Below are 18892 nucleotides of genomic sequence, written 5' to 3'. Positions count from 1 at the left end.
TCACTAGAGGGCATATTAGGTGTGGAGACGCGGAAAGCACAATTCTCAATTACGGCTAAGATTGCCACCTGAAAATTGCGGTCAATAATCGCTTCATAGTAGCGCGCCAGCGGCGTTTTGTGAAAAAAGTGCCCCATCCCGCACGTATCTGGTGAGCATCGCATCGGAGGCGTGGCGGGTCTGAGCGCGAATTTTCCAGGTCGGCACCCCAACCTGCGATGCGCTGGTAGCTAACCCCGCCCGCAGCGAATGCCCCGAGTATCCAGAGGGGTCTAGCCCAGCCGCTTCGACGCGCTCGCGGATAATGATCGCCACTGCGTCCCCCGAAAGCCGAGGCTCCGCCACGCGACCGGCGCGATCGAGAGGCCGGAACACCGCGCCTTGGCCGATCGCCGAGGCTTGCACCCAATCGTTTAGGGCGGCGACAGGACACCACTTTCCCCGGCCGTGCGGAATTCCGATTTTCTGCCCCTCAGCTTCCTGGTCTGTTTTCGAGCGGCGCAGGTGCAAAATCATACCCTGTCGGACTTGCTCAAGGTCCTCCTTGTTTAGTCCCACCAGCTCCGACCTGCGGAGCGCCCCGGAGAAGCCAACCAGGAGCAAAGCCCGGTCGCGGACATCCTTTGTCCTGTCGCCGGTGGCCTCCAGAACCTGCAGCAGATCATCCCGGCAAAGAGGCTTAGCTTGGCGCTGGGCGCAGCCGCAGGTGCGTTTGATGCCTCTCATTGTCGCTCGGACTAGCGGGGAGTGAGTTGGGTTGGGGAGCCCGCGAGCGTCGTGCACTTTCGATAGGGAAGCTACGCGCCTGACCAGTGTCGCAACCCTGAGCGAGCAGGCGTGCTGAGCCAGATACCGCGCGACGGTTTCTGGCGTGGCGGGAATGGAAAAGCCAGCCTTCTCGAATTCACTCAGATCGCTAAGATACGCGCGGCGGCTGTTCTCCGCGATGCTGCTTTGGATGAAAAAGGCAGGCTCTGTAGCTGTTGACACGAGACGTGCAATTAATTGCACTCCATCAGAGCCCTCATTCAGCGTCTCAGTTGGCTCGGATAAGTGAAGGTTATCCGAGGTAAGGAGGGGCTCAAACATGGTCGATGCTCCTGTAAACTTGGGCTCTGATGTCGTTCAGCTCGCCGAGGTCCGATCTGGCAAGCTGCAGGATTTCGGTTGCGTCTCCGCAGTGCGGGCCATTGCAGTCAAAATCGGTTGCTCGTTGCAGCTGGTCAGCTACGGGCCAGCGCAGCCGTCCCTTCGTGCATTGACCTTCCAGTCGGAAATAGATGGTCCCCAGAAACGTGATCCTCTGGAGCGGAGGGATATGGGCTTGCACCCAACGGGCGGTCTCAGTCGAACCGTCGATCAATCTGGCCAGCGCGGCACGCCCTGGACGGGTGTACAGGTCTACGCAAAAACCAGGGACGGGCCCGACCATTGTTTCAGCTGGCATCTGATCGTCTTGCATGCTCGCCGTTTCGCCGTGCAGATGTGGGGCAAGCAAAGCCATGAAGATGGGCAGCACCTCGCCACTGCGCCGGTGGCCCTCTTGAGCGATCTCGGCCAGCTCAGGCCCGAGAAGCTCGCGGAGGGCCGCGAATAGCTGGATGGGGTCGCCCTGTCGTCGTGCCAAGCGTGGCGAGGGACGGCGGTTAGTGCCCAGGGCAAACCAAGCTGCCAATGCCTTCATCGGAATGGGCTCGTTGCTGGTGACGATCCGGAGCAGCTCTTCAATCCTGCTGAACCCCAGTTGCAGCCGGTGGGTCTCAAACGCGGGATGGTTCTCGGCAACAAGCAGGAGGTCGTCAGCTCCCCGGCATTTGATCGCTGGGGCCATTTTGCAGATCAGGTAACTAGCGACTACCCACTCGCCGCCGACGCATGCCCGCGCTCTCTTCCCCGCCATGGCGGCAGTCGTGATAGCAACCAGATCGAGATCGCCTAGACCGACGTCCTCGAAAGCAATGCAAGCAGTGCGCCGCCAGAACCGCTCGGGCGATCGGTTTAAAAGGGTGGCGGCAGCCCGCAGCGCAAGTTCTGTCCGTCCGCGCCGGACTGCCTTCTGCATGGCAGACATGGCAATCCAGTCAGAGACCTCAAGCGGCTCCGGTGGAGGGGACTGCCAATTTCCAGTGGCTGTTTGTAGGTCATCATGTGCGACTTGAATGCCTCGGACTTCGTCCATTTGCTCTCCTCCTCGTTAGGGGGAGCTAAAAGGCTTCTTGCCCACCATTAATGATGATCCTGTTGCGGGTCATGTAAAGTGTAATTCGCGATACGCTGTTCTGGAGTGACGGCGGAGCGCCTCTAGAAAATCATCTAAAGGCGGCCTGCTCAACGGGACGCGACCTCAGAACCGCAAGAGCCTACCGTTTCCGGCTGAAGGTCGCGCAAAAATTAACGCCTCTGGTGTGGTTGTGCTGGAGATTGAGACGAGGTTATTACTCTTCCAGGCACCCCTTCCTTCAGACCCTCTTGTGCGCAGCATGACGAAATCGGACAAAACACATAGTGGCGAACGCCTCCTGATGGTTGTTCCCGACGCTAACGTGCTTATCCATGGTAAAGCTCTTCCTGACTTACCGTGGACAGAGCTGGGTCGCCCAAGGATCGAAGTCGTTCTAGTACCCCCGGTCATCCGTGAGCTGGACAAGCTGAAAAACGAGAGTGGTCGGCAGAACAAGATAGCCCGGCAGCTGAGCAGCGAGGTTCGGAAGTTGCTGAACGTACCGGACTGTCGAGCAATAATCCGCCAGTCGGCGCCCGAAGTGACCAAGCGTTTAGAGCTTAGTACGCTCACCACAGTAATGCATGAAGGGCTCAAGCTCGATCACGCCGATCAGGCCCTGATCAATTACTCATTGTACCTACAACAGAATGGTTGCGACGTACTGCTACTCACCGATGACACCATCTGCTGCACAACTGCCCAGGAATTCGGGCTCCCAGCGAAGCTCTTACCGGAGCATTGGCTTCGCGATCCGGAACCGGATGAGACATTGAAGGAGAATGCTAAGCTGAAGGCCGAGATCGCCCGACTAGCCGCTGCCGAGCCAAAAGTCTTACTTGGCTTCCGTGACGCTGCGACCGGCGAAGCGCTCTCAGTCCTGAAAGCTGAGATCATAAGATGGCCCGCGCTCAGCCAGAACGAAGTCAATGCATTGATGAACGAGGTGCAGCAACGCTGCCCGCCTGCGACAACATTCGAGCGGCCCGGTGGAGGTGATCCTGGTCGTCTTCTCGGATCGGTCACGGCGCTGCAGGAAGCGTTTTCGGCTCTCCAGGGACACATGTTCTACCAACCGGTGACTAAGGAGGAGATCGAGCAATACAAGAACATCGATTATCCGAACTGGCTTGACAAAGTCCGTACTGAGCTTGGCCTTCTCGACGATAGGCTCATCGCGCAGACAGAGTGGCCCACAGCTCTGGCGATTGCGTCCAACGGCGGGTCGCGGCCTGCAACAGATGTATTACTCCGCATCGAGGCGCGGGGTGCACTTGCCATTTTTGATGACAGTCCCAGGGAAAGTCAGGACCACGATTTGGATGACGGTGCAGAGCCGGGCGCACAGCCGCAAAAATATAGGCTTCCCCTTCCGCCGGTACCTCCGCGAGGCAGAAGGACCACTTTCAATTATGGATTTGCCGAAGCTGCACTGAGCCCGCGTCACAGGAATTTCCCAATAATCAGCCCCCCAGCACCAAGGCGATCCGACGCCTTCTACTGGAGGTGCGGGAGACATGCGTGGGGCAAGCTCGTTGAACTGGAATGCGCATCTTGGCGGCACACTCAGGAGGAACTCGTCTTCCCCTTAAAAGTGTTGCCTCAGGGGCTCAGTGATGTTGCCGGCGCCATCGAGCTAAGCATACATGCAAACAACATCTCCGACCCGCCGATCAAGAGGCTTCCAATTCGGATCACGGTCGTTGACGGTTCGACCATCGACGAGGCCAGAGCATTGGTCGAGCAGCTCAGCAGGGCCTCCCCGCCCCATACCGCTTAGGACCGGAGCTCAGGAAAACAGTAAACCTGGGTCGCACTTCACCCGCACGGAATTATCAGGTTTCGAAACCGCGCCCATCCGTAGATGGATTGGCGGACCTCTGAAACGCGGCCCTTCCTGGCTGCTTTCCCGTCTCGAATACAGAGTGTAGCCGAATTCGAAAGGAGTATGTTCGTAAGACCAAGGCGGTCAAAATACCGTGCGTCGTCGTTATAGCCCGGGTTGAGCCACTGGATGAAAACATCAAAATCGCCCTGCTTGACGTAGTCGATGGTTCTACTCACCTCTTCGGTATATTGCATCGAACACAGCACAATCCTTGCGGTCTGATCGGCCAACACATCACCGGCGTATTCTTTCCGTTCTTCGAATGACCCACTTACGAGATAGACATCCACGCACTCTCCAGGAGCCAACTCAAGCCGTCGCGAGTTCTTTCCGCGCCGTACCGTTGCCCCGAAAAGATCATTCCACGTCGATGACTTACCTGAGTGACGGTTTCCCAACACCCCCACAAACAGTCGATTGCCCAAGGCTGGTCTCCCTAAGTCGGTTCCACATTATGGGTCTGGTGGGCGTGCTACCTTGGGGAAGGGTGTGATTGTCGAGCGCATGCACGGGACCGGAGCAGCACCCAGAGCGGCGTGCCGTTAGCATCAAGTGGACAATCCCAGAGCGAGGCGGGGAAAATGTGCTGCGTGCTGGAGATAACCACATCCTTCCAATGAGCATCGTCCTTCAGGTAATCGGGGGCGATCCCCTTGTCGCCCGTGAACCCCAGGTAGACCAGAGCTGTGGGAGTTCCGAGCGATGCCAATTTCCAGGCCCAGGCGATGCGGTTGCTGAACTGGTACCAGGCGTCTGCTGAAATCTTCACCCCCGGAGCATGCCGGGATAGATCAGTAGCAGCTTCCTGTATGGCGGACGTGATCCGGGCGGCATTCTGCTCATTCTGGGAGCCGTGCCCCTTGCCCTCATCGGTGAACTCCCGCACATACGCCTTGGCCTCCACCAGCACGAGCGCCGGGCGATTGCCCTGGTGCAGTGCTTGGCAGGCCAGGTCCCAGTTCGGGATGTTAGCTCCCCTTTTGTTGACAAGCCACCAGTCCGATAGCTGTTGATCGAGCGCGGGGGCTACGAGACCACCACTGTTCTGTCCAAACCGGGCCTCGTCCGGGCTGTCCCAACCGCTTGGCATCCGCTTGCCGCTCTGCGGGACGAAAAACTCGGTCCGCTGAAGCATCTGGTTGATGGAGGAGACGAACGTTCCCCCGTCCAGCCAGTCCAGCATGTGCATACGACTTCCAGCAGCGCGATCCGTTGCGAGCATCCCCGCCCCCATCCTGTTGAGCCTTCGTTATGGATCGTCGCCAAGAATACAGCTGGAGTCAGGAAACATGAAGTGTATCTGGGGCTACTACTTTGTCGCCGTCGCCTACTCCAGGAGACACAGGCCGTCGCTTGGAGTATCTGCAGTTCAAGGACAGATTGGACGCCTCTTCTCGGCGGAGATCATACTGCAGTTCAAGCCATTGACTTGCTGTTCAGATTTGGCCCAATCACCCGGGGGTAGCTCCCGTTCGCACCGGCTTACGCCCGCGTCTCTCCTTATATCTCTAAGACTTCACATTGTGCTGCGAGCGCAAGTGCTCCCGGCTTAGGTCCGCCATCAGTGCAATATTGGCCGCTGTACGTCGATGCAGTCGATGACGCAATCTGTGGCCCACTCGGGTGTTTCGTATAGACCTCGCTCCAGCCGTTCGTATCCAGACCCGCGTTGCGACATCTGTTCTCCGCTTCCGTGCAATTAATTGCAAACGCCATACCTGTGGCGCGGATTAATCATTTCCGGCAACTCGAGCATGTCGTGCAGCGCGCGGCCGCAACACACCGCCCGTTGGTTTCCGGGCTGTTCTTCTTGCGCGATACGCGGCGAGGGCGGGAATGCCGACCCATGCGATCCCAATTAGATATCGGCGAAGGTCAGAAAGTTCTCTGGTGAGAATGCGCTCTGTCCTTCCATCGTAATCCCTCCAATTATCCCCGTCATGGAAAGGTACGACCCGGTACCGGGATCGAAGTTTCCAGCGGTCGAAGATCAATATAGCTTCATGGTTGCCAACAATTGAGCCCGGGCCAGCCTTAAACGCTGCAACGTGCGGGCATCGCGTGAACCACACGCGCTTCCGTGTCCGTAGAGCGTTTCTTTGCAGGTACAAGGGGGCGTTTCTGGTGCCGTGATAGAGTACCTCGCGATCCCCGGCGATTGCACGAGCATCTTTAACCAGCTGTAGCCCTGTCTCCCAGTCCGCAGTTATTGGTCTGTACATAAATTTACTCCGTGTCATGCGATTAATTGCAAATCACTGGTGTTGGGCGGCGGGATCGGTCCATACGCATGCGTTGGAGGGTTGAGGAGCCCCAGCTCCTTACCCAAGCCGGACTGGATCAGTGCGGTCTTCCAACCGGTCCATAGCTCGTCGGCGTCCGGGAGGAGCGACTGCTTCACTTTCAGCAGCGCGGTGATCGATTTCCGCTGGTCTGGGGGGAATGGGGCGAGTGCGTGCTTCAAACCACGGACCCGGATGCTGTCGGCCAGAATGCGCCCTGGGAAGCCCAGCTTCAGCTCATCCAGAACATCCGCTGGGAGCAGGAGGACGTTCTTGAAGGGATTTTTCATCGAAACCAGTGCACTGCCCGAACAATGGGGCTTGCATCGGACCTCGAGGCGCAGCGCAGGTCCATCTGCGCCGTGTTTGGTATAGGCGACGATCCGCTTCGACCGGGGGGTCCCGAGGTAAGTCGTCTCAGGACAGCCCTGCCGATCTGAGTAAACCCCGTGCTTCCTCTTTGAACCCGCAAGAACGATCACTTCGTCCAGGGTGTGCCCCGCAAGATCGACCGCAACATCAACCCTGGTGATCTGCCCGTTGCTGAAGAATTCCGTTGCAGTGGCATCCATCGAAGTGTCGAGCAGGACAATCAGATCATCGATCCCCTCTGGAGAGAGCTTGGCCGGGTTGAAGTCAAGTCGACAAGCTGGGAGGGATTTGTGGTGGGGTCCCGCTTCCAAGAAAATGGGATGGGCGTTCTCCGTCGAGTTGATGAAGGGAAGGGGAATGGACGCACGGACTTTATATCGTGCATTACTGGTGATCTTCAGACCGGGTATCTGCTGTTGCTTCTTATCGTTTAATAACTGGCCACAGATGTAGGATGGGTCAATTTCACCCGGTCCGTTGAAGCAGACGGTCAATCGATCAAGGATGATCTTTGATGTTGTATGGGGCTTCTTATCAGTGTGTTTGGTCATCGTTACCCGGTGTATGGTGCTATAAGAAGGAATGTCCCGATTTTGATTGTTGCTTCTCAGCGGACATGGTGTGCGCGTTCCTGGGCAAACCTTGCGCGCCTTCCCCTCATCCGCTTGTGATGTCGCGCAGCGAGACGGTCGGCGCACCAAGGTTGCGCGTTTTGCAGAAACGAGCTATCGCATTGATATGTTTGAGGATGAAAAGGCGCGGTTTTGTAGCTATCCAGTGGAAATGTCTCGCAAACGGTTAGCTTCCCAAGCTGCATACGAGGGTTCGATTCCCTTCGCCCGCTCCAGGTTTCCCGACAGCATTTCCATTTGATCCAGCCGTGAGCCGCAGACGCGCTTCGCAAAGATTCTAATATATTAGCTCCTTGACCCCGGCACGCGCGCCTCGCCAGCCTTAAGCTTCTCCCGCCCCGATGGGTGCGGTCCTCGTGTCGGGCAATGTTCGGATGGCAACCATGGACCAGCAGAAACTCGACCGCGCGATCGGTCGTCGCTTGAAGACGTTGAGGACGCAGGCGGGCATGACGTTGAACGAACTTGCAGGCCGCTCCGGTGTCAGCCGGGCCATGATCGGGCGGGTGGAGCGGGCGCAGAGCAGTGCGACGGCGGCGCTGCTCAACAGGCTCTGTGCGGCGCTCGACGGCACCCTCAGCGACGTCGTCGCGCTCGCGGAGAAGCCGCCGGAGCGCCTGATGCGGCTCGCCGACCAGCCGCATTGGCGCGACCCCGACAGCGGCTACCGGCGGCGTCATGCCTCGCCGCCGGATGCGGCGAGCGGCATCGAGATCATCGTCGTCGACCTGCCGGCCGGCGCGCGCGTCTCCTACAGCCCCTGGGGCCGCAACGCCTTCACCCAGCAGCTCCTGATGCTGGAGGGCGCGGTCTGTGTGCATATCGACGCCAAGTCGGTGCGCCTGCGCGACGGCGACTGTCTCGACTTCGACGTCATGCGGGCGGTGACCTTCGAGAACGAAACCAGGCAGGACGCGCGCTACGTCATCATCACCCGGCGCGGCACCTCCTCTTACGGGAAGATGTGATGCCGGTGATCGTCCGAGACGCCACGCTCGAGGATGCCGCCGATATCCTGGCGCACGCCTCGCTCGGCTTCGCCGAGGTCGGCCGCATGCCGGAGGTCGGCTGCAAGTTCGGCCGCTGGCTCGACCTCGTCTTCATGCAGAAGCAGCTTGCAAGCGGAGTGCGGCCGTGACCATGCAGATCCGTACCGGCGACACCTTCGATCCAGTAGTCGCGCTGCTCGACCATCACGTCACGGCGGCACGGGCGCAGACCGCGCCGGGCAGCGCGCATGCGCTCGATCTCGCAGGCCTTCGCTCAAGCGACGTCGCATTCTGGACCGGCTGGGATGACGAGGCGCTGGTCGCCACCGGCGCGCTGAAGGCGCTCTCGGCCGGCCACGGCGAGGTGAAGTCGATGCATACGCTGCAGACCGCGCGGCGGCGCGGCTATGGCGGCCAGATGCTCCGCCACATCATCACCGAGGCCCGTGCGCGCGGCCTTAAGCGGCTCAGCCTCGAGACCGGCTCGTGGGATTATTTCAAGCCGGCGCATGCGCTCTACCAGGCGCATGGTTTTGTGCTCTGCGGCCCGTTCGAGGGTTATGCCGAAGACCCCAACAGCCTGTTCCTGACGCTGGATCTGACCGGCGGCTAGCCGCTTCTCGCTACAACCCGGGCTCGAAAATGCTGTATTGCCCCTCAAAATGAGTTGCGTACCTCAAAACGCCTCTGCTAGCCTTCAGCCATGGCCGAGACGCTCACGACCGCCGCGCTGACGCTGAAGGACATCGCCCGCGAGGCCGGCGTCAGCCTTGCGACCGTCGATCGCGTCCTGCACAACCGGCCGGGCGTGCGGGCGGACACGGTCCGGCGCGTCCGGGAAGCGATCGAGCGCAATTCCTTCCAGCCGCATGTCGCGGCCGCGGAGCTCGCCCGCAGTCGCGCCCGCCGCTTTGCCTTCGTGATGCCGTCGGGGCCGAACCCGTTCATGCAGCAGATCGAGGCCTATCTCGGCGAGATGTCGGGCTGGCTCTCGGCCCGCCGCCTCGGTGTCGAGATGATTGCCACCGACGTGTTCGACGCCTCCGTGCTGGCCGCCTCGCTGGAGGCGTTGTCCGGCGATTACGACGGCGTCGCCGTGGTGGCGCTGGATCATCCGACCGTCCGCGCCGCCATCAACGACCTCGTCGACGCCGGCACCAAGATCGTGACGCTGGTCTCCGACGTGCCGTCCTCCCGCCGCCACCATTATGTCGGCATCGACAACATTGCCGCGGGCCGCACCGCCGGCGCGCTGGTGGGACGGCTGGCCGGCGGCCGCTCGGGCAAGGTTGCCGTGGTCGCGGGATCGCAGGGCCTGCGCGATCACGCCGAGCGCATCTTCGGCTTCAACCGGGTGATGGCGAGCGAATTCCCTGACCTCAGCGTGCTGCCGGTGCTGGAGGGGCGCGACGAGGACGCGCGCTCGGAGCAGCTGCTGGCGCGGCTGCTGGACAGGCATGCTGACATCGTCGGCCTCTACAACGTCGGCGCCGGCACGCAGGGTGTCGCCAAAGCGTTGAGCGATGCCGGCCGCGACAAGGTCGTCTTTGTCGGGCACGACGTCACCGCGCTGACGCGCCGGCTGCTGCTGCAGGGGGTGATGGATGCCGCGATCTCGCAGAACCCGGGACATGAGGCGCGGGCCGCCGTGCGCGTGCTGCTTGCGCTCGCCCGTGGCGAGCCGATCCTGCATGAGCAGGAGAAGATCAGGATCGACATCGTGATGCGGGACAACCTGCCTTAGCGGCAGGTGGATTTGGAAACGGCCCGTTGCGGGGAAGGCGACGTCAAGCTCGCACACCGCGACAGACAAAAGGGAGGGTGGTGTGTATCTCGGACTGGACCTCGGCACGTCCGGTGTGAAGGCGGTTCTCGTGAACGAAGCCGGCGCGGTGGTCGCGACGGCGGCGCGCGAGCTGGCGCTGTCGCATCCGGCGCCGCTGTGGTCCGAGCAGGATCCCGACGCATGGGTTGCAGGCGCGATCGGCGCGGTCGACGATCTCGCGAGCCATCATCCGCGTGAGGTTGCGCGGGTCGCCGGCATCGGCCTGTCGGGCCAGATGCATGGCGCGACGCTGCTCGGCGAGGACGGACGGCCGCTGCGTCCGGCGATCCTCTGGAACGACGGTCGTTCGCAACCCGAATGCGCCATGCTGGAGCGGCGCTGCCCGTCGCTGCACGCCATCGCCGGCAATCTGGCGATGCCCGGCTTCACCGCGCCAAAGCTGCTTTGGGTCGCGCGGCACGAGCCGGAGATATTCAAGCGCGTCGCCAAGGTGCTGCTGCCGAAGGCCTATGTCCGCTACCGGCTGACCGGCGAGATGGTCGAGGACATGTCGGATGCATCAGGCACGTTGTGGCTCGATGTCGGCGAGCGGCGCTGGTCGGCCCTGCTGCTGCATGCGACCGGCCTCGATCTGCATCACATGCCGCGCCTCGTCGAGGGCAGCGCAGCCAGCGCGGCTCTCGCGCCGGAATACGCCCGGCGCTGGGGCATGGCGAAAGACGTCGTCGTCGCCGGCGGTGCCGGCGACAACGCGGCGAGTGCGATCGGGCTCGGCGCCATCACACCGGGCGATGCGTTCCTGTCGCTCGGCACCTCCGGCGTGGTGTTCCGTGTCACCGATCGGTTTGCGCCGGCGCCGGCTTCGGCCGTGCATGCCTTCTGCCACGCGCTGCCCGGCCTCTGGCACCAGATGGGCGTGATGCTGTCGGCCGCGGCTTCGCTCGCCTGGCTCTCCGACGTCATGGAGACGCCGGCCGCCGCGCTGCTCGCGCCGCTCGGCGAACGCGTCGACGGGCCGAGCCCGATAAAATTCCTGCCCTATCTCGATGGCGAGCGCACGCCGCACAATGACGCGGCCGCGAGCGGCGCCTTCGTTGGCCTGCGCGGCGCGACAGGACGTTCCCAGATCGTCCAGGCCGTGCTCGAGGGCGTCGCCTTCGCCGCGCGTGACAATCTGGCGGCCTTGAGCGCGGCGAGCGGGCCGATCAGCGAAGTCGATCTCGTCGGTGGCGGCTCGCGCTCGCCGCTGTGGGCCCAGATCTGCGCCGACGTGCTCGGCATTCCCGTCCACCGCGTCGAGGAAGGCGAGGTGGGGGCTGCCCTCGGCGCCGCGCGGCTCGGCCGCATCGCCGCCACCGGCGAAGATCCGGCCAAAATCTGCACCCGTCCGCGTCGGCTCGCGAGCTTCGCGCCCCGCGCATCCGTGACCGCCGCCTATGACGAGGCCTATCGTCGCTGGCGCGCGCTTTATCCCGCATTGAAGGAGACTCTTTAAGTGAACGCGCCAGCCAAGTTCTTCGATGCAAGTACACCTGTCGCCTACGCCGGCAAGGATGCGGCGAACGCGCATGCCTTCCGCTGGTACGACAAGGACCGCCTAGTCCACGGCCGCAGACTCGAGGATCACTTGCGCTTTGCGGTCTGCTACTGGCATTCGCTGTGCTGGCCGGGCGGCGATCCCTTCGGCGGCGAGACCTTTTTGCGGCCCTGGCATCACGGCACCGATGCGATGGCGATGGCGCGCGCCAAGGCCGATGTCGCCTTCGAGCTGTTCCGCCTGCTGGACGTGCCCTTCTTCACCTTCCACGACGTCGACGCGGCGCCGGAAGGTGGCTCACTCAGCGAGTCCGTCGCCAATCTCAACGCCATCGCCGATCTGTTCGAACAGAAGATGGCATCAAGCAAAGTCCGCCTGCTCTGGGGCACCGCCAATTTGTTCACGCATCGCCGTTACATGGCGGGCGCTGCGACCAACCCTGACCCCGACATCTTCACCTATGCCGCTGGCCAGGTCCGCGCCGCGCTGGAGGTGACGCGCCGGCTCGGCGGCCAGAACTACGTGCTGTGGGGCGGCCGAGAAGGATACGAGACGCTGCTCAACACCGATTTGAAGCGCGAACTCGATCAGCTCGGCCGCTTCGTCTCGCTCGTGGTCGAGCACAAGCACAAGATAGGCTTCAAGGGCCCGATCCTGATCGAGCCCAAGCCCAAGGAGCCGACCAAGCATCAATACGACTTCGACGTCGCCACCTGCTACGGCTTCCTCGAACGCTACGATCTCCTCAAGGACGTCAGGCTCAACATCGAGCAGAACCACGCCATCCTCGCCGGCCACTCCTTTCATCACGAGGTCGCGCTGGCCGAGGCGCTCGGCGTTTTCGGCTCGCTCGACATCAACCGCGGCGACGATTTGCTCGGCTGGGACACTGACCAGTTCGCGATGAATATCGGTGAGCTGGCGCTGGTGTTCCACGAGATCCTGAACCGCGGCGGCTTCACCTCGGGCGGGCTCAATTTCGACGCCAAGATCCGCCGCCAGTCGATCGACCCCGATGATCTCATTCACGCCCATGTCGGCTCGATGGATGCGTGCGCGCGCGCCTTCCTCGCCGCCGCCGACATGCTCGATGCCGGCGCGCTCACCACGCCGATCGCCACGCGCTACGACGGATGGGCCGGCTCCGAGGGCCGGGCCATTCTCGGCGGCCAGCGCTCGCTCGCCGATCTCGCCGACCGTGCGATGAGTCCCGGCTTCGATCCGCAGCCGCGCTCGGGCCGGCAGGAATATCTGGAAGCCCTGGTCAACCGCTATGTCTGAGGAACGCCGCTGATGGCAAGCGCTGAAGCAACACCGGTTCTCGAGCTCACCGGCATCGGCAAGGAGTTCGGCGCGATCCGCGCGCTGCATGACGTCGACATGCAGGTCTTCCCGGGCGAGGTGGTCGGCCTGATGGGCGACAACGGCGCGGGCAAGTCGACGCTGGTCAAGATCATCGCCGGCAATTTCCGCCCCACGCACGGCGAGATGCGCTTTGCCGGCAGCGCGGTGCATTTCAATCGTCCCGTCGATGCGCGCGCCGTCGGAATCGAGGTGGTCTATCAGGATCTCGCGCTGTCGGACAATCTGACCGCAGCCGCCAACGTCTTTCTCGGCCGCGAGCTCAAGCGCAAATTCGGACCCCTGACCTTGCTCGACCACAAGGCGATGGCGGCGCGCGCGCTCGAATTGTTCGGCGAGCTGCGCTCGGAGACGCGGCCCGGCGATCTCGTCAAGCAGATGTCGGGCGGCCAGCGCCAGGCGGTTGCGATCGCGCGGACCCGCCTGTCCAATGCGCGGCTGGTCATGATGGACGAGCCGACCGCCGCGATCTCGGTCCGCCAGGTCGAGCAGGTGCTCGGCCTGATCCACCGGCTGAAGGAGCAGGGCGTCGCCGTGATGCTGATCTCGCACCGCATGCCCGACGTGTTCGCGGTGTGCGACCGCGTCGTCGTCATGCGCCGCGGCGAGAAGCGCGCCGACAAGCCGATCCACGAGACCTCGCCGGAGGAAGTCACCGCCCTCATCACCGGCGCGAAGGAGGCGGCGTGATGGCCATGCCCATGGAATCCCCGATCACCTTCTCCAACGTCGGCAAGATCCGATGGTGGCAGCGCGGCATCTTCGCCTCCCAGACCGGCTATGTGCTGCTCGCGCTCGCGGTGCTGCTGGTGATCATGCATTTCGCCAGCCCGTACTTCCTCACCCAAGGCAACATCCAGAACGTGGCGAAGAACTTCTCGTTCATCGCCATCGCCACGCTCGGCGTCACCTTCGTGATCATCATCGGCGGCATCGATCTCTCGGTTGGCTCGATGATGTGCTTCTCCGCCATGATCACATCGATGGTGATGACCGAGCTGTCGACGCCCGGCGGGCTCGGCGCCTCGCTGTTCGTGCACATGGCGGCCGACGGCAAGACCGTGCTTGCCAATGTGCCCGGCCTGATCCTGCTGGTGTCGATCGTTGCCGGCCTCGGCGTTGCGCTGATCGTCGGCCTCGTCAACGGCTTCTGCATCGCCGTGCTCGGCCTGTCGCCCTTCGTCACCACGCTCGGAATGCTCTCGATCGTGCGCGGGCTCGGCTATGTCGTCTCCAACGGCCGCGGCAGTTTCCCGGGCGGGCCGGATGCCGATTATTTCTATGCGCTCACCTCGGGCGACGTGCTCGGCGTGCCCGCGCCGTTCATCTATCTCGTGATCCTCGCGCTGACGATGGCCGTGGTGCTGCACCACACCTCGTTCGGCCGCCACGTCTTCGCGCTCGGCGGCAACGAGAAGGCGGCGGAGCTGACCGGCATCCCGGTGGTGAGGGTGAAGATCGAGGTCTACGTGATCTGCGCGCTCGCCGCGGGTCTCCAGGGCATCATCATCTCCGGCTGGCTCGGATCGGCCCCCGCGAACATGGCGACCTCCTACGAGCTCAACGTGATCGCCGCGGCCGTGATCGGCGGTGCCAACCTTGCCGGCGGCATCGGCGGCCCACTCGGCGCCATCGTCGGCTGCGTGCTGCTCGAGGTGATCCGCAACGGTCTCGTGCTGGCGCAGGTCTCCTCCTACTGGCAGCAGACGCTGGTGGGCGTGATCATCATTCTGGCCGTGCTGGTCGATCGCATCCGCTCGCGGATGACCTGACGTGACGTCATCTCGGGAAGGCAACGAAGATGCCGCCTGTCCGCTTCCCGGGCACTTTCGAGAGGATGGGCACCAAACAAGGGTGGAGGAGACAATGAGGAAACTGCTTCTTGCCGGTATCGCCGTTGCGATGATGGCGACGCCGGCGCTTGCCGCGAACTACCGCTTCGTCATCGTGCCCAAGGCGATGAACAATCCGTTCTTCGACTTCGCGCGCGACGGTTGCCTCAAGCGCGCCAAGGAACTCGGCAGCATCGAGTGCATCTACAAGGGGCCGGTCGAGCACGAGCCGGCAACGCAGGCGCAGATCATCCAGGACTTCGTCACTCAGAAGGTCGACGGCCTCGCCATCTCGGTCGCCGACGTCGCGGCCATGACCAAGTCGATCGAGGCGGCGACCGCCGCCGGCATTCCCGTCATCACCTTCGATGCGGATGCACCGGGCTCCAAGCGCATCGCCTATATCGGCACCAACAACAAGGAGTTCGGCTTGGCGCTCGGCAAGCAACTCCTGAAGATGCGGCCCGACGGAGGAAAGTACGCGATGGTCTCGGGCGGTCCCGGCGCCAAGAATCTCGCCGAGCGCGTCGATGGCGTTCGTGAGGCGCTGAAGGGATCGAAGTGGACCGAGGTCGCGGGCTCCCCGACCTTCTGCAACGACGATCCCGCGCTCGCGGTCCAGCAGATGACGGACATGCGCACCGCAACGCCGGATCTTGCCGCCATCGTGCCCATCGGCGGCTGGCCGATGTTCGCCCCCGAAGGCTTCAAGGCCTTCGCCTCCAGGAACAAGAAGGACATCGATTCCGGCAAGTTCACGCTGGTGGTCGCCGATACGCTGAAGATGCAGCTCGAGCTGCTGCGTGACGGCTATGCCAATGCGCTGGTCGGTCAGCGTCCGTTCGAGATGGGCGAGAAGGCGGTGGACACGCTGCTCGCCATCAAGAAGGGCGAGAAGGTGCCGGAGATCGTCTACACCGGCCTCGACCTCGTCACCAAGGACAACGTCGCGCAAATGCTGAAGTAGGAGCGGCGCCAGCCCCGTGCTCCTGCGAGCTTCCCCGCTTGCGGTTTGCGCAAGCGGGGCAGATGATCTTTGGGCTGCTGGATGAAGACTGTAAGGCAATGGAAATGAAACGCTCGCGGCTTGGCCCTCTCGATGTCACCTCGATCGGCCTCGGCTCCGCCCCGCTCGGCGGGTTGTTTGCGCCTGTCAGCGATGCCGATGCGGAGGCGACACTCGCAAGCGCCTGGGCGCTCGGCGTCCGCTTCTTCGACACCGCGCCGCTCTACGGCTTCGGTCTCGCGGAGCGGCGGCTTGGCGCGTTCCTGCAGCAGCAGACGCGCGAGTCCTATGCCATCTCGACCAAGGTCGGCCGCCTGCTGCGCGCCCCGGATGGCGGCGCTGCGGAGGACGAGCACTACAAGGGCACGCCGCGCGAACGGCCCGTGTTCGATTTCAGCTATGACGGCGTGATGCGTTCGGTCGAGGAGAGTCTTGCCCGCCTCGGGCTCGACCGTGTCGACGTCCTGCTGGTGCACGATCCCGACGATCACTATGACGAGGCCGTCTCCGGCGCCTTCCGCGCGCTGCAACGCCTGCGCACCGACGGCACGGTCGAGGCGATCGGCGCCGGCATGAACCAGTCGGAAATGCCGGTTCGTTTTGCCGAGGCCGTGCCGGTCGACTGCTTCCTGCTCGCCGGCCGCTACACGCTGCTCGACCAGGGCGCGCTGGATGCGCTGTTTCCGGTCTGTCAGGCGAAGAATATCGGCATCCTGCTCGGCGGCATCTACAACAGCGGCATCCTGGCCAATCCGCACACCGGCGCGAAGTTCAACTACCAGGATGCCGACGCCGCGCTGATCGCGCGGGCGCTCACGCTGGGCGAGCTCTGCCGCCAGCACGGTACCGAGCTGAAGGCCGCCGCGCTGCAGTTCTGCATGGCCCATCCGGCGGTGACGGTCGCGGTGATGGGCGCGCGCAACGCGGGCGAGGTCGCGGATAACATCGCGATGTCGGAGAAGACTGTGCCGGCGGCGTTCTGGCAGGAGCTGCGCGCGCGAAACCTCGTCGACGCCCGCGCGCCGCTGCCCGGTGGAGCGTAAGCCATGATCATCGACGCCCATCAGCATTTCTGGGACCCCGCACGTGCCGGCTATCCCTGGATGGAGGCGCCGGAGCTCACACCGATCCGCCGTGCCTTCGGCCCCGCCGATCTCGCGCCGCTGCTAGAGGCGAACGGCATCGACGCCAGTATCGTGGTTCAATGCCGCTCTGCCCTCGAGGAGACCGAGGAATTTTTGCGCATCGCGCATGTGACGCCCGCGGTGATCGGCGTCGTCGGCTGGGCCGATTTGACCGGGGGCGAGCTCGGCGAAACGCTCGACCGGCTGCGCGCGTTGCCCGGCGGCGCGAAGCTGGTCGGTATCCGCCACCAGGTCCACGATGAGCTTGATGCGGATTGGCTGCTGCGCGAAGACGTCCAGCGCGGTCTCACCGCGGTGTTCGCCCGCGACCTCGCCTACGATTTCCTCGTCCGCACCCGCGAGCTTCCGGCCGCGATCGCAACCGCGCAGGCCTTCCCGCAGGCGCGCTTCGTGCTCGACCACGCCGCCAAGCCGCCGATCGCCGACGGCGGCAGCGACGAATGGAGCGATCGCATCGCAGCGTTAGCTGCTTGCGGCAATGTCTGGTGCAAGATCTCCGGGTTGGCGACGGAGGCAGTCTGGAACGACTGGAATGTAGAGCAACTGCATCCGTTCGTCGCGCACGCCGCAAAATGCTTCGGCGAGGACCGCCTGATCTTCGGCTCGGACTGGCCGGTGTGCCTGCTCGCAGGCAGCTACGGCGAGATCAAGAGTGCGCTCGATGAGTGCCTGGCGAAGCTCGGGCCGCAGGTGCGGGAGAAAGCGTTTGGGACGAATGCGAGGGCGGCGTATCGGTTGGCTTGACGGCTATCGATGCGCGCTTCTTTCTTCCTTCTCCCCTTGTGAGAGAAGGTGGCGCGAAGCGCCGGATGAGGGGTCCTCTCCGCGAACTAACCTCTCGAGACTCGCGTGCCGAGAGATACCCCTCAGTGAGCCTGTGTCTGCGAGCGGTGATGCCCTCTCCCCCAAGGGGAGAGGGCGCCGTAATGCGCAGCGACCTCACGCTCCCGCAGGCACCTGGTCCAGAAATCCGGTGACGCTCCTGATCCGCCCGTCCTTCAGCACGGCGAAATCCGTTCCCTTGATCGGGCTGTCGACGCCGTCAGGGCCGAGCCCCCACGAGAAGCGCACATGGTCGCCGTAGCCGTTCGGCTCGCCGATCAGCTTGAATCTGAAATCGGGAAAGCGCTGCTGCACGCCCGCGATCAGCGCGTCGATGTCATCGGGGCCGTCGCCCTTCATCAGTGGATCGACGTAGCTCGCATCTGCCGTCCAGGTCTCGCTCAGCAGCTCGCGGCGGCGGCTTGTCGTGCGCTCGTTCCAGAGATCGATATAGCAGTGGGCGATGGCGGTGTGGTCGGTCATGGTGCTCTCCTTCGATGACGCCGTATCCGGCTGATCGTCACTATCGAAGGATTGCGCGCGCCGATCGATTACCTCGGAGGTCATCGGCACGTGTAAGAAAATGAAGCGCGATGATGGCCTCATCGCGCTTCAGTCGCATGTGTCTCTTGCTTGGCGAAAGTTACTTCGCCGCCGTCACCATGATCTCGACGGTGTATTGCGGGGCGGCGAGCTTGGCCTCGACGGTGGCGCGGGCCGGGGTGTTGCCGGGCGAGACCCAGGCGTCCCACACCGCATTCATCTCGCCGAAGGTCTTCATGTCGGTGATGTAGATCGTGGCCGAGAGCAGCTTCGACTTGTCGGTGCCGGCCTTGGCGAGATGGCCGTCGATCGTCTTCAGGATGTCCTGGGTCTGCTTGGTCACGCTTTCACCGGCCGCGTTGCTGGCGACGACACCGGCGAGATAGACGGTGTTGCCGTGTACGACGGCCTGGCTCATGCGCGGGCCGGTTTCAAAACGCTGAATGCTCATTTGGGATCTCCTGGTGGAATGGCG

The 18892-nt window shown here is 63.0% G+C and carries 18 protein-coding genes and 1 pseudogene; 12 read left to right on the top strand and 7 right to left on the bottom strand.

Annotated features, from left to right (window positions below):
- Positions 1–93: 93 nt before the first annotated feature.
- Both ACRQ5Q_RS39395 and ACRQ5Q_RS39390 read right to left on the bottom strand, forming a co-directional pair.
- Entirely contained in the window at positions 94–1089 is a 996-nt protein-coding gene (locus ACRQ5Q_RS39395; protein WP_439395170.1) for a site-specific integrase, read from the bottom strand.
- Complete coding sequence (locus ACRQ5Q_RS39390) at positions 1082–2179, bottom strand: hypothetical protein (RefSeq protein ID WP_439395168.1); 1098 nt, start codon at positions 2177–2179, stop codon at positions 1082–1084. Before ACRQ5Q_RS39390 ends, ACRQ5Q_RS39395 begins: the two co-directional genes overlap by 8 nt.
- A 343-nt stretch (positions 2180–2522) precedes the next feature.
- Between ACRQ5Q_RS39390 and ACRQ5Q_RS39385 the strand changes: the two genes are divergently transcribed.
- A complete protein-coding gene (locus ACRQ5Q_RS39385; protein ID WP_439395166.1) occupies positions 2523–4001 on the top strand; it encodes a PIN domain-containing protein in 1479 nt (492 codons plus the stop codon).
- A gap of 38 nt (positions 4002–4039) precedes the next feature.
- Here the strand turns inward: ACRQ5Q_RS39385 and ACRQ5Q_RS39380 are convergent, their stop codons facing one another.
- The 3 genes from ACRQ5Q_RS39380 to ACRQ5Q_RS39370 all read right to left on the bottom strand — a co-directional run bounded on the left by ACRQ5Q_RS39380 (position 4040) and on the right by ACRQ5Q_RS39370 (position 7314).
- On the bottom strand, positions 4040–4399 hold the full coding sequence (locus ACRQ5Q_RS39380) for a GTPase (RefSeq protein WP_439395164.1): 360 nt from the start codon (positions 4397–4399) through the stop codon (positions 4040–4042).
- Positions 4400–4581: 182 nt separating this feature from the next.
- Entirely contained in the window at positions 4582–5292 is a 711-nt protein-coding gene (locus ACRQ5Q_RS39375) for a hypothetical protein (RefSeq protein ID WP_439395162.1), read from the bottom strand.
- A 1053-nt stretch (positions 5293–6345) separates the two neighbouring features.
- Entirely contained in the window at positions 6346–7314 is a 969-nt protein-coding gene (locus ACRQ5Q_RS39370) for a hypothetical protein (RefSeq protein ID WP_439395161.1), read from the bottom strand.
- Between the two features lie 464 nt (positions 7315–7778).
- On the opposite strand from ACRQ5Q_RS39370, the gene ACRQ5Q_RS39365 reads away from it, so the two are divergent.
- From ACRQ5Q_RS39365 to ACRQ5Q_RS39315, 11 genes and pseudogenes are all read left to right on the top strand, one after another.
- Positions 7779–8363 carry a helix-turn-helix domain-containing protein gene (locus ACRQ5Q_RS39365; protein WP_439395159.1) on the top strand — a complete coding sequence of 195 codons (585 nt, stop codon included), beginning with the start codon at positions 7779–7781 and terminating at the stop codon, positions 8361–8363.
- 47 nt (positions 8364–8410) lie between these two features.
- Positions 8411–8533: pseudogene (locus ACRQ5Q_RS39360) on the top strand (GNAT family N-acetyltransferase); the annotation flags it as partial.
- Positions 8534–8535: 2 nt separating this feature from the next.
- Positions 8536–8997, top strand: a complete 462-nt coding sequence (locus ACRQ5Q_RS39355; protein ID WP_439399948.1) for a GNAT family N-acetyltransferase — start codon at positions 8536–8538, stop codon at positions 8995–8997.
- A 90-nt stretch (positions 8998–9087) separates the two neighbouring features.
- Positions 9088–10128: a LacI family DNA-binding transcriptional regulator gene (locus ACRQ5Q_RS39350; RefSeq protein WP_439371626.1), complete on the top strand. Its 1041-nt coding sequence runs from the start codon at positions 9088–9090 to the stop codon at positions 10126–10128.
- 82 nt (positions 10129–10210) lie between these two features.
- Entirely contained in the window at positions 10211–11665 is a 1455-nt protein-coding gene (gene xylB / locus ACRQ5Q_RS39345; protein ID WP_439395157.1) for a xylulokinase, read from the top strand.
- Entirely contained in the window at positions 11666–12988 is a 1323-nt protein-coding gene (gene xylA, locus ACRQ5Q_RS39340) for a xylose isomerase (protein WP_439371624.1), read from the top strand.
- 12 nt (positions 12989–13000) lie between these two features.
- A complete protein-coding gene (locus ACRQ5Q_RS39335) occupies positions 13001–13759 on the top strand; it encodes an ATP-binding cassette domain-containing protein (protein ID WP_439395155.1) in 759 nt (252 codons plus the stop codon).
- A complete protein-coding gene (locus tag ACRQ5Q_RS39330) occupies positions 13759–14841 on the top strand; it encodes an ABC transporter permease (protein ID WP_439395154.1) in 1083 nt (360 codons plus the stop codon). The genes ACRQ5Q_RS39335 and ACRQ5Q_RS39330 overlap by 1 nt, the downstream gene beginning before the upstream one ends.
- Before the next feature lie 94 nt (positions 14842–14935).
- Positions 14936–15868, top strand: a complete 933-nt coding sequence (locus tag ACRQ5Q_RS39325) for a sugar-binding protein (RefSeq protein ID WP_439371621.1) — start codon at positions 14936–14938, stop codon at positions 15866–15868.
- A 104-nt stretch (positions 15869–15972) separates the two neighbouring features.
- Positions 15973–16950, top strand: a complete 978-nt coding sequence (locus ACRQ5Q_RS39320) for an aldo/keto reductase (protein ID WP_439399947.1) — start codon at positions 15973–15975, stop codon at positions 16948–16950.
- A gap of 3 nt (positions 16951–16953) precedes the next feature.
- Positions 16954–17796, top strand: a complete 843-nt coding sequence (locus tag ACRQ5Q_RS39315) for an amidohydrolase family protein (protein WP_439371620.1) — start codon at positions 16954–16956, stop codon at positions 17794–17796.
- Positions 17797–17991: 195 nt separating this feature from the next.
- Here ACRQ5Q_RS39315 and ACRQ5Q_RS39310 read toward each other — a convergent pair whose 3' ends face one another.
- Both ACRQ5Q_RS39310 and ACRQ5Q_RS39305 read right to left on the bottom strand, forming a co-directional pair.
- On the bottom strand, positions 17992–18357 hold the full coding sequence (locus ACRQ5Q_RS39310) for a nuclear transport factor 2 family protein (RefSeq protein WP_439371619.1): 366 nt from the start codon (positions 18355–18357) through the stop codon (positions 17992–17994).
- Between the two features lie 160 nt (positions 18358–18517).
- On the bottom strand, positions 18518–18868 hold the full coding sequence (locus tag ACRQ5Q_RS39305; RefSeq protein WP_211402612.1) for a RidA family protein: 351 nt from the start codon (positions 18866–18868) through the stop codon (positions 18518–18520).
- Positions 18869–18892 lie beyond the last annotated feature (24 nt).

This window comes from Bradyrhizobium sp. PMVTL-01, from assembly GCF_051861855.1.
GTDB lineage: Bacteria > Pseudomonadota > Alphaproteobacteria > Rhizobiales > Xanthobacteraceae > Bradyrhizobium.
Note: the sequence above shows the minus strand (reverse complement) of the source record. Positions and strands in the feature narration are given on the sequence as shown.

Coding starts and splice junctions, on each gene's coding strand:
- ACRQ5Q_RS39395 (WP_439395170.1), bottom strand. CDS start 1,089: ATGTTTGAGCCCCTCCTTACCTCGGATAACCTTCACTTATCCGAGCCA.
- ACRQ5Q_RS39390 (WP_439395168.1), bottom strand. CDS start 2,179: ATGGACGAAGTCCGAGGCATTCAAGTCGCACATGATGACCTACAAACA.
- ACRQ5Q_RS39385 (WP_439395166.1), top strand. CDS start 2,523: ATGGTTGTTCCCGACGCTAACGTGCTTATCCATGGTAAAGCTCTTCCT.
- ACRQ5Q_RS39375 (WP_439395162.1), bottom strand. CDS start 5,292: ATGCTGGACTGGCTGGACGGGGGAACGTTCGTCTCCTCCATCAACCAG.
- ACRQ5Q_RS39370 (WP_439395161.1), bottom strand. CDS start 7,314: ATGACCAAACACACTGATAAGAAGCCCCATACAACATCAAAGATCATC.
- ACRQ5Q_RS39365 (WP_439395159.1), top strand. CDS start 7,779: ATGGACCAGCAGAAACTCGACCGCGCGATCGGTCGTCGCTTGAAGACG.
- ACRQ5Q_RS39355 (WP_439399948.1), top strand. CDS start 8,536: ATGCAGATCCGTACCGGCGACACCTTCGATCCAGTAGTCGCGCTGCTC.
- ACRQ5Q_RS39350 (WP_439371626.1), top strand. CDS start 9,088: ATGGCCGAGACGCTCACGACCGCCGCGCTGACGCTGAAGGACATCGCC.
- ACRQ5Q_RS39335 (WP_439395155.1), top strand. CDS start 13,001: ATGGCAAGCGCTGAAGCAACACCGGTTCTCGAGCTCACCGGCATCGGC.
- ACRQ5Q_RS39330 (WP_439395154.1), top strand. CDS start 13,759: ATGGCCATGCCCATGGAATCCCCGATCACCTTCTCCAACGTCGGCAAG.
- ACRQ5Q_RS39325 (WP_439371621.1), top strand. CDS start 14,936: ATGAGGAAACTGCTTCTTGCCGGTATCGCCGTTGCGATGATGGCGACG.
- ACRQ5Q_RS39320 (WP_439399947.1), top strand. CDS start 15,973: ATGAAACGCTCGCGGCTTGGCCCTCTCGATGTCACCTCGATCGGCCTC.
- ACRQ5Q_RS39315 (WP_439371620.1), top strand. CDS start 16,954: ATGATCATCGACGCCCATCAGCATTTCTGGGACCCCGCACGTGCCGGC.
- ACRQ5Q_RS39310 (WP_439371619.1), bottom strand. CDS start 18,357: ATGACCGACCACACCGCCATCGCCCACTGCTATATCGATCTCTGGAAC.
- ACRQ5Q_RS39305 (WP_211402612.1), bottom strand. CDS start 18,868: ATGAGCATTCAGCGTTTTGAAACCGGCCCGCGCATGAGCCAGGCCGTC.